Here is a 14899-nt window from a genome sequence, read left to right on the forward strand (position 1 = left end):
GGCTGGTCGGATCATCCCAGCCCCCCTGTTGCAGAATGGAGCCCGCATGAGCGTGCTGCCAGCAGATCCGGCCATCGAGACCCGAGGTCTGATCAAGAGCTTCGGCGACACGACCGCCGTGGACGGCGTGGATCTGACCATCCCGCGCGGCGGCATCTACGGGGTGCTCGGGCCCAACGGTGCCGGCAAGACCACCGTGATCCGCATGCTGGCCACTCTGCTGCGCCCCGACGGCGGCCAGGCCACGGTCCTCGGCCATGATGTCTTCGCCGAGCCGGCGGCCATCCGCGAGAAGATCGCACTCACCGGGCAGTTCGCCTCCCTGGACGAAGACCTCACCGGCATCGAGAACCTCGTGCTGCTCGGGCGACTGCTGGGCTTCACCGCACGGAATGCCCGACGCCGGGGGCAGGAGCTGCTCGAGGCCTTCAACCTCGCCGAGGCCGCGAGCCGGCAGGTGAAGAAGTATTCGGGTGGCATGCGCCGACGTCTGGACATCGCCGGTTCCCTGCTGGTGACCCCGGAGCTCATGTTCCTCGACGAGCCGACCACCGGGATCGACCCCCGTTCACGCAACCAGGTCTGGGACATCATCCGTACCCTGGTCGGCTCGGGCACCACGGTGCTGCTGACCACGCAGTACCTGGAGGAGGCCGACCAGCTGGTCGATCGGCTCGCCGTCATCGACCACGGGCGGGTCATCGCCGAGGGCACCCCGGGGCAGCTGAAGGCCCAGGTCGGCTCCGGAGCGCTGACCGTGCGGGTGGTGGAGGCGGCACAGCGTGAGGAGGCCGCCGAGCTGCTGACTCAGACGATCCAGGCGCAGGTGATCCGTGAATCGGACCCGACGGCGCTGACGGCACGGCTCAACGAGGGGTCGCGCGCCGCCGCGGCGCTGACCGCGCTGGAGGAGGCAGGCATCGCCGTGGAGACCTTCGCACTGGGCCAGCCGAGTCTGGATGAGGTCTTCCTGGCGCTGACCGGGAAGAAGGCTGAGCCCGAAGGTGCCGGCGACGACGTCGCTGACTCCGAGGCCGGGTCCGCCGGGCATGGCGATGAGACGGAGGCGAACATCCGATGAGCACGAACGGGACGACGACGGCGACCGAGGCCGACAGGATCCGCCGCATCCTGGTCAGCCCGCAGGACAGGCCGGCCCGTGCCGGGGCGTTGAGCGCCTCGTTGACCTACGGGTGGCGGGCTCTGTTGAAGATCAAGCATGTGCCCGAGCAGCTCTTCGACGTGACGATCTTCCCCATCATGATGACGGTGATGATGACCTACGTCTTCGGCGGGGCCATCGGGGAAGGGCTGGCGGGAGGGGACTCCGATGCGGCGCTGGACGCCTACATCCAGTTCCTCATCCCCGGGGTCTTCGTGCAGACCCTGGTGATGATCACGATGTACACCGGGCTGACGCTGAACCGTGACATCTCCAAAGGTGTCTTCGACCGCTTCCGCTCGCTGCCCACATGGCGTCCCGCCCAGCTGGTCGGGGCGCTGCTGGGAGACCAGGTGCGCTACACCATCGCAGGGGTGATCATCCTCGCTGTGGGCTTCGTCATGGGATTCCGCCCCGAGGGCGGTCTCGGCGGCGTGCTCACGGCCTTCGTGCTGCTGCTGGTGTTCAGCTTCTGCCTCTCCTGGGTGTGGACCACGGTGGCGCTGCTGATGCGCACCGAGCAGGCAGCCATGGGCGTGTCGATGTTCATCATGATGCCGCTGACCTTCGTCTCCAACATCTTCGCCGACCCGGCCACCATGCCCGGCCCCGTGCAGGCCTTCGCCGAGGTCAACCCGGTCTCCACCGTGGTCGCCGCGATCCGGGACCTGATGGACGGCACGGTGGATCCCGCCGGCATCACGTCGGTGCTGATCTACTGCGCGGTGCTGGTCGCCGTGTTCGGGCCGATCTCGATGTTCATCTATAACCGGAAGAGCTGAGCCGCGCCCGTCCTGGGTCGTCGAATGTCGGTCGGATCACTTGATGAATCGGATGCTGATCGGGTAGCGGTACGGACGGCGGTTGTAGGCGGCCATGGAGGCCATGATTCCGAAGATGATCGCGCAGATCCACAGGGCGATCCAGAGCAGGATCCCGACGAGGACGAACATGAGGACGACGGAGATCATATAGCCGATGAAGAGCGTGATCTGGAAGTTCAGCGCCTCCTTGCCATGATCGTCGATCAGCCGGCTGCGTTCGCGGAAGACCAGCCACACCACCAGCGGGACCAGCCAGGAGAGGAAGACACCGCCGAGGTGCACGGCGACACCCCACCCCTGCTCCTCCCCGGGGGAGAGTGCCTGGACGCTGGGCTGCGCACCGCCCACAGGCTGCGGGGGCTGCTGCGGGTTGTTCGGGTCGAAGGGCTCAGGCCCCTGCCCGATGGGCTGCTGCGTCATGGTTCCTCCTGCGAGTGAAAGTGTGTCCAGGATCTTCTCAGCTTAGTGCGCCGGGGCGGGAGTGGATACGGTGGTGAGCATGCGAGAGCTGTCTGTGACCGAATCGGTGCCGGAGGACGTGGTGGCCCTGGTCCGCGATGCCCGCCGGGTGGTGGTGCTCAGCGGGGCGGGGATCTCCGCCGAGTCCGGGGTGCCCACCTTTCGTGAGGTCCAGCGCGGGCTCTGGGAACGGTTCTCCGCAGAGGAGCTCGCCACCCCCGATGCCTTCGACAACGATCCGGCCCTGGTGTGGACCTGGTACCGCTGGCGGCAGTCACTGATCGACGCCGTTGAGCCGAACGCCGGGCACCGGTGCCTGGCCGCGTGGCAGGAGCACCTCTCCGCCCAGCACGGTTGGCTGGCGGTGGTGACTCAGAACGTGGATGACCTGCACGAGCGCGCAGGGGCTGAGGTGCTGGGCCACCTGCACGGCAGCCTCGCCGCCCACCGCTGCGCCGACTGCGGCGAGCCGGCTGAGCTGCCGGCTCCGCGCTATGACGGCTTCACCGCGCCCCCGACGCCTGAGGACCCGCCTGGCTGCGAGAGCTGCCCGGACGGAGTGCTGCGGCCCGACGTGGTCTGGTTCGGCGAGATGCTGCCCGCCCCGGCCTTCGACGCTGCTGCCGCCGCCATCCGTGCAGCGGACCTGGTGGTCGTGGTCGGCACGTCAGGGATCGTGCAGCCGGCGGCCTCTCTGCCGCTGCTGGGGCTGGAGCGCGGCATCCCGCTGATCGAGATCAACCCGGAGGAGACCGGCCTGACCGAGGTCATGGACTTCGCGATCCGTGGGCGGTCCGGCGAGGTTCTTCCTCGACTGCTCTCCGCCGCTGGCGTTCCGACTGGCAGAAGGTGACGCGGTGACCCTGTGGGAATCCCTGCTCCTGGGCGTGGTCCAGGGGCTGTTCATGTTCATTCCGGTGAGCTCCTCCTCTCATCTGGTGCTGACCCAGCACTGGATGGCGGCCACCGGATCTCCGGTGCCCTCCCCGGACACCCCGGAGATGATCCTGTTCAACCTGGTGGTCCACATGGGCACGATGGTCTCGGTGGTGGTGGTGATGCACCGCCCCCTGGTGCAGCTGCTGAGCGGCACCGTCCGGGAGCTGCGACTTTTTGCCCGCCGTCGCTCCCTGCGCCACATGATCCATCTGCGGCTGATGCTCTTCGGGGTGGTCACCACCGGTGTCACCGGAGTGTTGGGACTGCTGGTCCGCGAGTACGGGACCGGGGTGTTCGCCACTCCGTGGGCCGTCTCTGTGATGCTGCTGGTCACCGGAGCGATCCTCTGGTGGACTGACACCGTCCGAGACACCTGGAGAGGTGCGGCGCAGATGACGATCTGGGTCGCGCTGCTGATCGGCCTGGCTCAGGCCGCCGCGCTGTTTCCAGGGCTGAGCCGCTCCGGACTGACCATCGCCGTGGCCCTGGCACTGGGCATGCACCGCAAGATCGCCGCGCAGTACAGCTTCTTCGTGGCCATCCCGACCATCGTGGCGGCCACGGGCCTGCAGTCACTGAGCCTGCTGGACCATCGCGGACCGTTGATGATCGGTGTCGACGCCTACGTGGTGGCGTTCCTGGTGTCTGCGCTGGTGGGCGCGGCGGCGCTGTGGCTGGTGCTGCGCATGCTCTACCGCGGACATTTCCGGGTCTTCGCGGTCTATGTCCTGATCCTCGCGGTGGTCACCCTGATCGTCCAGCCCGAGTCTGAGCCGGAGGAGCTCGCCGGCACCTCCGGCGCACCGGAGGTCCAGGAGGTCGTCCAGGCCGCAGACTCGGCGCCCGTGGACAGGGCGGAACCATGATCTGGCTCTACCTGCTCGCCGTGGCGCTGCTGGGCGTCGTCGTCGTGCTCCTGGTCGGCCGAGCTGAAGGCGCCGAACCTCCGGCGGAGGAGACCACCGCCGATGAGGTGGCCGAGCTGCTCGCAGAGCGCGCGGCCGCCCCCCTCACCGCAGCAGATCTGCGCGGGATCCGGCTCCAGCCGGCCCTGCGCGGCTACCGCATGGAGCAGGTGGACCGACTGCTCGACGCACTCGCCGATCAGCTCGAGACGCCGCGGAACCCGGATCAGCCGAGTGGCCGGAAGGGCCCCGGGCAGGGATGAGGCCGTGCTGATCAGGTCATACACCGGTTCTCCGGGTGACATTCGCCCCCGGTGGGGGATAATGGAAGGGGATGTGGGACACATCCGCCCAGAGGAACACCAGAAGGGATGCACTCGATGGCTGCAATGAAACCGCGTACCGGCGACGGTCCTATGGAGGTAGCTCAGGAAGGTCGCAGCCTCATCATGCGGGTGCCCATCGACGGTGGGGGTCGCCTGGTGCTGGAGATCAACCAGGAGGAGGCGCAGGCGCTCAAGGAGTGCCTGGTCAAAGCTGTGGGGGAGTGAGGCTTCCCTTCACGGGCTCTCCGGTCAGCGCCTGACGGCGACGAGCAGCCCGGTGCCGGTACCGAGCATCGTGGTGACCAGGCGCTCGTCGTCGCGCACGGTACGTTCCACCGCCCGTTTCCTGACGGTGGGCTCCTCTCGGACCGCAGGCCGCGGCAGGCGGTCATGGTCGAGCGCATCGTTGAGTATCAGCAGCCCTCCGGGCCGGAGCAGTCGCACGGCCTGCTCGACGAAATCTTCCAGGGCCGGACTGTCCGCGTCCAGATGCACCACGCAGTAGCCGCCGGTGGTGAGCCGGGGCAGGACCTCCTCGGCCCGTCCGGTGATCAGCCGGGTGCGCGCGGCGGGCACTCCGCCGTCCCGGAACGTGCCACGAGCCGCATGCAGATGATCGGCGTCGGGGTCGATGCTGGTCAGCACCGCCTCCGGGGAGGCCCCGCGCAGCAGCGAGAGTCCGGAGACGCCGACCCCGGTGCCGACCTCGACGACGCCACGCGCCTGGGCGGCGGCTGCCAGCACGGTCAGCGCCGCGGCGGTGCCCTCGCTGACCGGGGTCACTCCCAGGTCCTCGCCGCGCAGGCGGGCTGCCTCCAGGGCGTGATCCTCCGCCTGATGCTGCTCGGCATACTCCCAGCTGGCGTGCTTGGCAGTCTGCGGACTGTTGAGGGTTCTCATCTGGCCTTCCTGCGCTGACCTCGGGCTCCGTGGCGGAGCCTCGGGCGTCGCTCGCCGACGCGCTCGGCCACCATCCTATAGAGCCCTGATTCTTCCAGAGGTTTCCCAGCCTGCACTCAGCATTGACTCGCAGAATTGTCTCCGATGCCCACGTCCGTCACGCGCCGTCCCCTCACTGATCGTCGTTCCGCCAGGCCCCGCGCCGGCTGGCTCGTCGCGCTGTGTCTCGTGATCACCGTGGCGGCAGGTGTCGTGGTCTTCGCAGCAGCCTGGATCGTGGGAGGGCGCACGGCCGCCCAGCCTGACTCCGTGGAGTCCTTGCTGCCCACCGAGGGGCGCGCCTCCGTGCCCTCGGCCGTCCCTGCGCCGGCCGGAGCGTCCGAGCCGCAGATCCGGGCCGACGGCACCGCGCAGCTGCCTGGAGCAGTCGAGCGGACCACTGTCCACGAGGTCGATGTGGCCAGCCTGGACAAGCTCAAGCCGCTGGGCTGGACGGTCGGTCACCTGGTGGACTTCGGATTCGGGTTCGACCCCGAGCACGTCGAGACCGCCGTGGTCGACGGCGTACGGACCGTGGAGCTGCAGCTCTCCGAGGGAGGCGAGTACATCAGCATCGCGGAGACCCGCCCGGAGGGTGAGGCCGTCGAGCTCACCACGCTGGACGAGAAGTTCACCGAGATCCTCGATGACGAGAAGGTGGAGCATCAGCAGGTCACGCTGAGCACCGGCGAGGACTGCGACATCTACGTGGCCCGCCAGGATGACCGCTGGACAGCGACGGTGGAGTCGGCCGGAGTGCAGTACGTGATCACCTCGAACCTCCCGGACTCCGCAGCCCAGCAGGTGGCGGACTGGGTGATGGCCGCCGACCGAGCACGGGTGCAGATGCTGCCCGGCTCACCCTCCGGTGTCGACCGTCTGGAACGTGGACTCGACGAGCTGTTCAGGTGGATCGACTGAGTTCACGGTAGATTTGATCTGTGCTTGGTATCAACGGTTATGAGCTCATCATCCTGGTGGTGCTCGCTCTGGTCATCCTCGGCCCTGAACGACTGCCGCAGTATGCCCAGACGCTCGCTGAATGGGTCCGGAAGGCCCGCGGCATGGCCGAGGACGCCAAGCAGCAGTTCAAGGAGGAGACCGGGGCGGACTTCGAGGACGTCGACTGGAAGAAGTACGACCCGCGTCAGTACGACCCGCGGAGGATCATCCGCGAGGCTCTGGCCGAGGATTTCGAGAGCACCCGCCGCGCCGTCGGAGAGGTCCGCGACGCCGCACGCATCGAGGCGCCCCGTCTGCCACGCTCAGGGGCCGGACGAGCCGGCGGCCGCCGGTCCGGCCAGGGGCCACGGACAGGATCCTCCGGCAGTTCCCGCACGGCCTCGAGCGCCGCAGGGTCCGCCCCACGGACCAGCCCGAGCAGAGGCGCCGGCACGGACTCCAGCGCGGCCCAGCGTGCCGGCACCGCCGGGGCGGCGAAGCGCTCCGATGCTCCGGACCCTCGGGAGGTCTTCGGCTCCCGGGAGCGGGACACGGCTTCCGGAGCCCTGGCCGCCGGACTGGCGGGCGCCGCCGTCGCCGGCTCTCCGCAGCTCGGGACGGGCGAGGTCGGCGACGAGACTCAGGACGCCCCGCAGCCTGCGCCCTTCGACATCGACGCCACCTGAGACGACGCCGGTCGCCTGCCGTGTCTCAGGCGGCCCTGGAACCCTGCGGTGACACCTTCGTGAAACATCTCTAGGGTGTGATCCACACCTGAGCGTGTGTGGCATCACTCGTCGAGGAGACACGGAGGGGCACCATGGATGAGACAGCGACGCCGAGACGGTTCATTCCGTCTCTGGGACGCTTGGAGACGTTCTTCCTCGGGTTCGGGGCGATGATCGGCTTCGGCTGGATCGTCCTGACCGGGGACTGGCTCACCAGTGCCGGCACGTTCGGGGCGGTCTCGGCGTTCCTGATCGGTGCGGTCATCATGGCGCTGGTCGGGCTGGTCTATTCGGAGCTGGTCTCGGCCATGCCGCTGGCCGGTGGTGAGCACAACTACCTGCTGCGCGGCTTCGATCCCCGAGTGGCGATGCTGGGCTCCTGGGGGATCGTCGGAGGCTACGTCACGGTGGTGGCCTTCGAAGCGGTGGCCATCCCGCGGACGGTGGCCTACATCTTTCCGCAGGTCCATCAGATTCCGCTGTGGACCATCGCCGACTCCCAGGTGCACCTGACCTGGGCGCTGATCGGATCCGGTACAGCGGTGCTGCTGACCTGGCTGAACATCCGCGGCATCAAGCAGGCCAGTCTCTTCCAGACCTCGGTGATCATGTTCGTGGTGGTCGTCGCCGTGGTCATGCTCGCCGCTGCGCTGTTCGGCGGGGAGCCCTCGAATGCTGAGCCGCTGTTCACGGGAGGGTCAGCCGGGATCATCGCCGTGCTGGTGATGGTGCCCTTCCTGTTCGTCGGCTTCGACGTCATCCCGCAGTCCGCTGAGGAGGTCAAGCTGCCGCCGCAGAAGATCGGGCGGCTGGTGGTCTTCTCCGTGCTGGCCGCCGCGGCCTTCTACGTCCTCATCGTGCTGACCACCTCGGTGGCGCTGCCCGCCGACGAGATGGGCGACTTCGACCTCGCCACCGCTGACGCCATGACCGTGCTGATGGGAGCTCAGTTCTGGGGGAACATCGTGGTGGCCGGTGGGCTGGCCGGCCTGCTCACCTCCTGGAACGCCTTCCTGATCGGCGCCTCCCGGCTCATCTGGGCGATGGCGAACTCGGGGATGCTGCCCGCCTGGTTCGCCACGCTGCATGCCCGCAACGGCACACCGGTCAACGCGCTGCTCTTCATCGGAGGCCTTTCGGTGATCGCCCCGTTCTTCGGGGAGGCGATGCTGGTGTGGCTGGTGGACTCCGGCTCACCGAGCATCGTCATCACCTACCTGCTGGTGGCCGTGGTGTTCCTGGTGCTGCGGCGCCGGGAACCCGAGATGCCCCGGCCCATGCGGGTGGGCGGCCGCTCCGAGGTCGGCGGTCTCGTCGTGGGAGTGAGCGCCGTGGTCGCTTCCGCGGCGATGCTGATCCTGTACCTGCCGGGGATGCCGGCCTTCCTGGAGCCGCAGCCCTGGCTCATGTTCGGGCTGTGGTGGCTGCTGGGGATCACCTTCGCGCTGCGCCTGCCGGGCGGGGTGAAGCCCGGTGCCCGCGCCGAGGAGGACCTGCTGGCCGCGATCTCGGTGCGCCGCCGTCGTCGCAGGGCCCCGTGACCCGGGGATGACCTGAACCTGGGCCGTGTGCCCTGTGATCCCAGGACACACGGCCCAGGATCAGATCGCGCGGATGCTCAGCTTCCCGGCGCTCCGGGCCTTGAGCAGCTGCACGCCCAGCACCGCCACCACCAGCACCGCGCCGACGACGTCGTAGAGGATGTCGGCCGAGAGCATCATCACCGCGCCCACAGCCAGCACGATCCGCAGGTACCAGGCCATCGGCACCATGAAGTGGCCCTCCAGCGCCACGCCCAGCAGCAGCACGGCCAGCAGGGCGGAGGCGACGACGGTGACGCCGGTGATCAGGTCGACGTCGCGCAGGAGCAGATCCGGGTTGTAGACGAACATGTACGGGATGACGAAGCCGGCCGACGCCAGTTTGAATGCCGCGCCGCCTGTGGCCATCGGCTTGCCGCCGCTGATCCCGGAGGCCGCGAAGGCCGCCAGCGCCACCGGGGGAGTGATGTTGGCGAACAGGCCGAAGTAGAACACGAACAGATGCGCCACCAGCGGCTCCACCCCGAGGGTGGTCAGGGCCGGGGCCGCCATGGTGGCGGTGACGATGTAGGCAGGGATCGACGGGAGCCCCATCCCGAGCACCAGGCAGGCCAGCATCGTCATCACCAGGGTCCAGAACAGCACCCCTCCGGAGAGCTGCACGATGGCTGAGGCCAGGGTCACACCGAATCCGGAGATGGTCACCACGCCGACGATCACACCCACTGAGGCGCAGGCCACCGCCACGCCCAGCGCGGAGCGGGTGCCGTCCTCCAGGGCCTGCAGGAGGTCTCGGAGGCTCATCCGGCTGGTGCGCCACAGCATCGCCACGGCGATGGTGACCAGGATGGTCAGGAACGCCGAGTAGAGGATCGTCCGGCCGGAGAAGAACAGCATGTAGAGCAGGAACACCAGGGGGAGCATCAGATGCCCGCGCTCCTTGAGCACCCCGAGCACATCGGGCAGGTTCTCCTTGGCGATGCCTTTCAGACCCATGCGCGTGGCACGCAGGTGGATCTGCGCGATGAGGCTGACGTAGTACAGCAGAGCGGGCACGATCGCCGCCAGGGCGACCGTGGTGTAGGGGACTCCGATGGTCTCGGCCATGATGAACGCCGCCGCCCCCATGATCGGCGGCAGCACCTGGCCGCCCACAGAGGCGCTGGACTCGACGGCCCCGGCGAAGTTGCGGCTGTAGCCGATCTTCTTCATCAGCGGAATGGTGAAGGCCCCGGTGGAGACCACGTTGGCGATGGCCGACCCGTTGATCGAGCCCATGAACCCCGAGGCCAGAGTGGCGACCTTCGCGGGGCCTCCGCGGCTCTGACCGGCGATCGCCAGGGCGAGGTCGTTGAACATCTGGCTCATCCCGGACTTCGCCAGGAAGGCTCCGAAGAGGATGAACAGGAAGATGTAGGTGGAGGAGACCCCGATCGCGGTGCCGAAGACTCCCTCGGTGGTGGCGAAGAACTGATAGGCCAGTGTGTCCCAGTCATAGCCGCGATGCCGCAGCAGGCCGGGCAGCTCTCGGCCGTACATGCCGAACAGGACGAACAGCAGTGCCAGGATCGGCAGTGCCCAGCCCGTCACGCGGCGTGCGGCCTCCAGCACCAGCACCACCAGCAGGCTGGCCACGGCGATGTCGGCGGCGGTGAACCGCCCTGCCTGCAGCACCACGTCTTCGTAGTTCAGCCAGATGTAGAGCCAAGGCACCAGCGAGGCGATCGCCAGCACGGCGTCGGGGATGCGCCACCACTGCGAGGTGGCGCGTGCCGACGGCGGGTAGAGCATGAAGACCAGGAACAGGATCAGACTGACGTGCAGCGAACGGTGGATCAGGGTCGGGGGTGCGCCGAAGTAGGCCGTGTAGAGGTGATAGAGCGCGGTGAAGACCGCCACCGCGCTGATCAGCAGGGCCAATGGACGCCATGGCGCCCGTCGGATGCGGGACTCCGCGTCGTACTTCGAGACCGCCTCGGCCGCCTCCTGCTCCAGCACCTGCCGTTCCGACTCCGAATCCGGGATCAGCTCCAGTGTTCCGTCGGCGCCGAGAGGAAGGTCGGAGTCGGCGGCGGTGGTCCGCGCATCCTTCGTGTCGCGGGAGGTGCCGTCGTCGTCGGAGGTCTTCTTCTCCTTGATCATCCTGGCCTCAGTTCTAGGGGTTCGCTGTCGGGAAGCTCTCGGGCGTCGATGAGTCCGGTGTCGCCGTCGACGCCGATGCGGTAGTCCACCCGGTGGGAATGGATCCAACGGATCGCCTCGAAGGCACGATCGATGTCCTCGATGACGACTGTGCCGTCCTGGATGCTGACCGTGCCCTCATCCAGGGGCATCCCCGCGCCATATTCTTCGAACTCGGTGCGCACCAGCATCAGGGTGTCTCCGTCGACTCGGTAGCTGTCGGTCCATCGCGAACGCTCGATGGAGTGCACCCACGAGTGGGTGATGATCGAGCCGATCTCCACCGGCACGGAGGCGTAGACCTCCTCGGTGCGCTGGTGGCGGCAGATCAGGCGGCTCCCGCTGCCGCAGCCGACCAGCAGCAGGGGCGAGGTGAGCGCGACGGCGGCTGCCGCACCGGCATGGGTGAGCAGCCGCCGCCGTGTCAGGTCCTCAGGGAGGTCACTCGTCGTCGGTCTCGTCCTCCGCGTCATCCTCGGAGTCGGCGTCCTCGGCGTCGGCGTCGGCGTCGGTGTCCACACCCTGCTCCTCGAAGTACTGCTCGGCTCCGGGGTGCAGCGGCACGACCAGTCCTTCGGTGGCCGTCTCGAGGGTGATGCTCTCCGCCTCTGCATGGGAGGCATGCAGTCGGTCGATGTTGTCGAAGATGGCGGCGGTGACGTCATGGACCGCTTCCTCGCTCATCTCGGAGGAGACCAGCAGGTGATTGGTGACGCTGACCGTCTCCACGTCCTCATCGTCCTCGTAGGTGCCGGCCGGGATGATGTTCTCCCCGAAGAACTCGTACTCGGCGAGCAGGTTCTCCCGGCCCTCCCCGTCGATCGGGACGGTGACGAAGTCGGTGTTCGTCGCCAGCTCGGTCAGCGAGGGATTGGGCAGGCCCGAGGTGGCGAAGAGCGCGTCGATGTGGCCGTTGGCCATCTGATCCGTGGCCTCCGCGTAGGAGAGGTAGTCCTCGTTGATGTCGTCGTAGGAGAGGTCGTAGGCGCCCAGGACCATCTGCGCGTTGAGCTCCACCCCGGACCCCACGTCGCCGACGGCGACATTGGCGCCCTCGAGGTCCTCCACCGACTCGATGCCCGCATCGGCGCGGGCGATGAGCTGCACGGTGTTGGGGTACATGGTCATGATGGCCAGGAGGCCCTCGCGCGGGTCGTCCTCGAAGGGGCCGGTGCCCTCGAGGGCCTGGACGGTCGCGTCACCCATGGTGAAGGCGATCTCGGCGTTGCCGTCGGTGAGCAGGTTGATGTTCTCTGCGGAGGCGCCGGTGGCCTGCACGGAGGTGTCGGCCCCCAGCTCGTCGGCGAGCAGATCCGCCATGGTGGCGCCGATCTGGTAGTAGACGCCCGAAGAGCCGCCGGTGGCGATGGTCAGGAAGTCGGCGTCCTGGCTGCCGACCTCCTCCCCGCCCTCCGCGGCGGAGTCGCCGTCGTCGCCGCAGGCGGTCAGCAGCAGTGCTGAAGCCGCCAGCGCGGCTCCCGCAGTGCGGGCTCGTGCATGGGTGCGGATCATGATGTTCTCCCTCGTCATTCTGCAGTGCTGATGCCGTGCGGAGCACGCAGTGCCGTGACGCACAGCACCATACTAAGTGAGGGGTATCACCGGATGTGCCAGGCCGACCCGATCAGGCCGACCCGATCAGGCCGACCCGATCAGGCCGGGCCGATCAGGCCGACCCGATCAGGCCGGGCCGATCAGGCCGACCCGATCAGGCCGGGCCGAAGGGCAGACGGCGCTCGGCGAGGCTGCGGGGACGGCGGGCCATCCGGGAGGCGATCTCGCGCAGCGCGAACCCGGAGGGGGAGTCCGGCGCGGAGAGCACCACCGGAGCGCCGTCGTCGCCGGCCTGCCGCAGGCGGGTGTCCAAGGGGACGCTGCCCAGCAGCGGGACCGAGATCTCGAGCTGTTCGGTGAGCCTGTCGGCGACGATCTGCCCGCCGCCGGTGCCGAAGAGGTCCAGGGTCGTGCCGTCGGGCAGCGTCATCGGACCCATGTTCTCCACCACTCCGGTCACCTTCTGCTCGGTCTGGGTGCTCAGCCCTCCGGCGCGTTCGGCGATGGTCGAGGCGGCCGCCTGCGGAGTGGTGACCACCAGCAGCTCGGAGCCGGGCAGCAGCTGCGCCACCGAGATGGCGATGTCCCCGGTGCCCGGAGGAAGGTCCAGCAGCAGCACGTCGAGGTCGCCGAAATGCACATCGGTGAGGAACTGCTCGACCGCCCGGTGCAGCATCGGTCCGCGCCAGGCCACGGCCTGGTTGCCGTCGAGGAACATACCGATCGAGATCGTCTTCACCCCATGCGCGACCGGAGGCAGGATCATCTCGTCCAGGCGGGTGGGCTTGTCGGTGATGCCCATCAGGCCCGGCACGGAGAACCCGTGGATGTCGGCGTCGATGAGTCCGACCTTCAGGCCCTCCGCGGCCAGCGCGCAGGCGAGGTTGACCGTCACTGTCGACTTCCCGACCCCGCCCTTGCCGGAGGCGACCGCGTAGACGCGGGTCAGGCTGTCCGGCTGCGCGAAGCGGTTGATGCGCCCGGACTCGCCGCCGCGCAGCTGGTCCTTCAGCTCCGCGCGCTCCTCGGGGGTCATCACTCCCAGCTCCACCGATGCGGTGGTCACGCCCTCGGCGCGCACTGCGGCGGCGGTGACGTCATCGATGATCCGGCTGCGCATCGGACAGCCCTCGATGGTCAGTTTGATGCGGATCTCGGCCGCGCCGGCCTCGTCGACGTGGATCGCCCCGACCATGCCCAGCTGCGTGATCGGGAGCCGGATCTCCGGGTCGAGCACCTCGGAGAGTCGGGTGCGGATGCGCTCGATGACGGGGGATTCAGACACCCCACCAGTCTAGGGGCGCGAGGGGGCTCCCGTGCCGGGATATCGTCCTCGAAGAGTGCGCCCAGTGCGAACGTCGCGCCGCTGAGCCTGCACGACGTCGGAGAGCGGGCAGAATGGTGCCATGTCGACCAATGCTCCGATGACGTCTCCCCAGAACAGCGGGCTGCCCCGGGGTGAGCTGCTGGGCCGGTACCGCTCCTACGAGGACGCCCAGAAGGTGGTGGACCACCTGGCGGCGGCCGAGGACTTCGACATCAAGACGCTCTCCATCGTGGGCAATGACCTGCGCACCGTGGAACATATCCGCCGTCGGCTCTCCTACCCGCGTGTGGCGGGGGCCGGGGCCGCACAGGGCGCCATGTTCGGTGCGTTCATCGGTCTGCTGATCGTGCTGTTCAGCCCGGAGGCCGGCATCCCTGATCTGCTCCTGGCGGTGCTGCTCGGCATGGCGATCTGGATGATCGTCGGGGTGATCAGCTACGCCATCCGGCGGGGGCAGCGTGACTTCGCCTCCTCCTCGCAGCTGGTGGCCACCACCTTCGACGTCGTGTGCGACTTCTCCGTGGCACATCGTGCGCGGCAGCTGGTGGCCGGTGCAGGAGTTCGCGGGGTGACGGCGTATGACGACCCGACCTCCCAGCCGCTCGCCCCGGCGCATCGACCCCATGCCGCGCCGGCCCGGACGGTGGCCGCACCGCAGGGTGGATCCGAGATCGCCGGTGCCCCCGCCGCGGGCACCCCGGCCGCGCCGGCCCCACCCGACTCCGCGCATCGTGGCCAGCCGGCCGCGGAAGACCAGGCACGGCAGGACGCCGTGCTCGAACCGACCGCGCAGTTCCGCACCGGCTATGACGACCTCCCCGACGGTCGGCCGCGGTTCGGGGTCCGCGTCATGGAGCAGTCTCAGGAGCAGGGCGAGGCGCAGCGGGATGTGCCCGACGGCACGGCCCCGGAGGAGACCGCCCCGGGTGAGGCTCCCCAGGACGACGCTGCCCAGGACGACGCCGCGCAGCGGCCGGGCGAGCGCGGCTGACCGGGGCCCAAGGACAGAGAAACGGCACGCAGGGACACCCCACACCGAGACACAGCACACCCCGCCAGCACCTGGCCCCCA

The 14899-nt window shown here is 68.6% G+C and carries 16 protein-coding genes; 10 read left to right on the forward strand and 6 right to left on the reverse strand.

Annotation, left to right across the window (positions count from 1 at the left end):
• Positions 1-46 precede the first annotated feature (46 nt).
• The gene (locus HNR09_RS11460; protein WP_179542158.1) at positions 47-1081 is read left to right on the forward strand and encodes an ATP-binding cassette domain-containing protein; all 1035 of its coding nucleotides are present in this window, start codon (positions 47-49) and stop codon (positions 1079-1081) included.
• A complete protein-coding gene (locus HNR09_RS11465) occupies positions 1078-1944 on the forward strand; it encodes an ABC transporter permease (RefSeq protein ID WP_179542159.1) in 867 nt (288 codons plus the stop codon). The genes HNR09_RS11460 and HNR09_RS11465 overlap by 4 nt, the downstream gene beginning before the upstream one ends.
• Positions 1945-1980: 36 nt before the next feature.
• Here HNR09_RS11465 and HNR09_RS11470 read toward each other — a convergent pair whose 3' ends face one another.
• Positions 1981-2406, reverse strand: coding sequence for a DUF4870 domain-containing protein (locus HNR09_RS11470; RefSeq protein WP_179542160.1), 426 nt, complete (start codon positions 2404-2406; stop codon positions 1981-1983).
• Positions 2407-2485: 79 nt separating this feature from the next.
• Here HNR09_RS11470 and HNR09_RS11475 point away from each other — a divergent pair, with 79 nt between their 5' ends.
• The 4 genes from HNR09_RS11475 to HNR09_RS11490 all read left to right on the forward strand — a co-directional run bounded on the left by HNR09_RS11475 (position 2486) and on the right by HNR09_RS11490 (position 4840).
• Positions 2486-3298, forward strand: a complete 813-nt coding sequence (locus tag HNR09_RS11475) for an SIR2 family NAD-dependent protein deacylase (RefSeq protein WP_179542161.1) — start codon at positions 2486-2488, stop codon at positions 3296-3298.
• A 4-nt stretch (positions 3299-3302) separates the two neighbouring features.
• Entirely contained in the window at positions 3303-4250 is a 948-nt protein-coding gene (locus HNR09_RS11480; RefSeq protein ID WP_179542162.1) for an undecaprenyl-diphosphate phosphatase, read from the forward strand.
• Complete coding sequence (locus tag HNR09_RS11485) at positions 4247-4552, forward strand: DivIVA domain-containing protein (RefSeq protein WP_179542163.1); 306 nt, start codon at positions 4247-4249, stop codon at positions 4550-4552. Before HNR09_RS11480 ends, HNR09_RS11485 begins: the two co-directional genes overlap by 4 nt.
• Before the next feature lie 117 nt (positions 4553-4669).
• Entirely contained in the window at positions 4670-4840 is a 171-nt protein-coding gene (locus tag HNR09_RS11490; RefSeq protein ID WP_179542164.1) for a DUF3117 domain-containing protein, read from the forward strand.
• A 24-nt stretch (positions 4841-4864) separates the two neighbouring features.
• Here the strand turns inward: HNR09_RS11490 and HNR09_RS11495 are convergent, their stop codons facing one another.
• The gene (locus HNR09_RS11495) at positions 4865-5515 is read right to left on the reverse strand and encodes an O-methyltransferase (RefSeq protein WP_179542165.1); all 651 of its coding nucleotides are present in this window, start codon (positions 5513-5515) and stop codon (positions 4865-4867) included.
• 144 nt (positions 5516-5659) lie between these two features.
• On the opposite strand from HNR09_RS11495, the gene HNR09_RS11500 reads away from it, so the two are divergent.
• The 3 genes from HNR09_RS11500 (at position 5660) to HNR09_RS11510 (ending at position 8765) form a co-directional block, all read left to right on the forward strand.
• A complete protein-coding gene (locus HNR09_RS11500; RefSeq protein WP_179542166.1) occupies positions 5660-6475 on the forward strand; it encodes a hypothetical protein in 816 nt (271 codons plus the stop codon).
• 20 nt (positions 6476-6495) lie between these two features.
• Positions 6496-7182: a twin-arginine translocase TatA/TatE family subunit gene (locus HNR09_RS11505; RefSeq protein WP_179542167.1), complete on the forward strand. Its 687-nt coding sequence runs from the start codon at positions 6496-6498 to the stop codon at positions 7180-7182.
• A 134-nt stretch (positions 7183-7316) separates the two neighbouring features.
• A complete protein-coding gene (locus HNR09_RS11510; protein WP_179542168.1) occupies positions 7317-8765 on the forward strand; it encodes an APC family permease in 1449 nt (482 codons plus the stop codon).
• A gap of 60 nt (positions 8766-8825) precedes the next feature.
• On the opposite strand, the gene HNR09_RS11515 is transcribed toward HNR09_RS11510, so the two are convergent.
• From HNR09_RS11515 to HNR09_RS11530, 4 genes are all read right to left on the reverse strand, one after another.
• The gene (locus HNR09_RS11515) at positions 8826-10907 is read right to left on the reverse strand and encodes a TRAP transporter permease (protein ID WP_179542169.1); all 2082 of its coding nucleotides are present in this window, start codon (positions 10905-10907) and stop codon (positions 8826-8828) included.
• The gene (locus tag HNR09_RS11520; RefSeq protein WP_179542170.1) at positions 10904-11419 is read right to left on the reverse strand and encodes a DUF1850 domain-containing protein; all 516 of its coding nucleotides are present in this window, start codon (positions 11417-11419) and stop codon (positions 10904-10906) included. The genes HNR09_RS11515 and HNR09_RS11520 overlap by 4 nt, the downstream gene beginning before the upstream one ends.
• A complete protein-coding gene (locus HNR09_RS11525; protein ID WP_179542171.1) occupies positions 11388-12458 on the reverse strand; it encodes a TAXI family TRAP transporter solute-binding subunit in 1071 nt (356 codons plus the stop codon). Before HNR09_RS11525 ends, HNR09_RS11520 begins: the two co-directional genes overlap by 32 nt.
• Before the next feature lie 196 nt (positions 12459-12654).
• Complete coding sequence (locus HNR09_RS11530) at positions 12655-13785, reverse strand: P-loop NTPase (RefSeq protein WP_179542172.1); 1131 nt, start codon at positions 13783-13785, stop codon at positions 12655-12657.
• Positions 13786-13924: 139 nt separating this feature from the next.
• On the opposite strand from HNR09_RS11530, the gene HNR09_RS11535 reads away from it, so the two are divergent.
• The gene (locus tag HNR09_RS11535; protein ID WP_179542173.1) at positions 13925-14818 is read left to right on the forward strand and encodes a YflT domain-containing protein; all 894 of its coding nucleotides are present in this window, start codon (positions 13925-13927) and stop codon (positions 14816-14818) included.
• Positions 14819-14899 lie beyond the last annotated feature (81 nt).

The sequence above is a fragment of the Nesterenkonia xinjiangensis genome, assembly GCF_013410745.1.
Lineage (GTDB): Bacteria > Actinomycetota > Actinomycetes > Actinomycetales > Micrococcaceae > Nesterenkonia > Nesterenkonia xinjiangensis.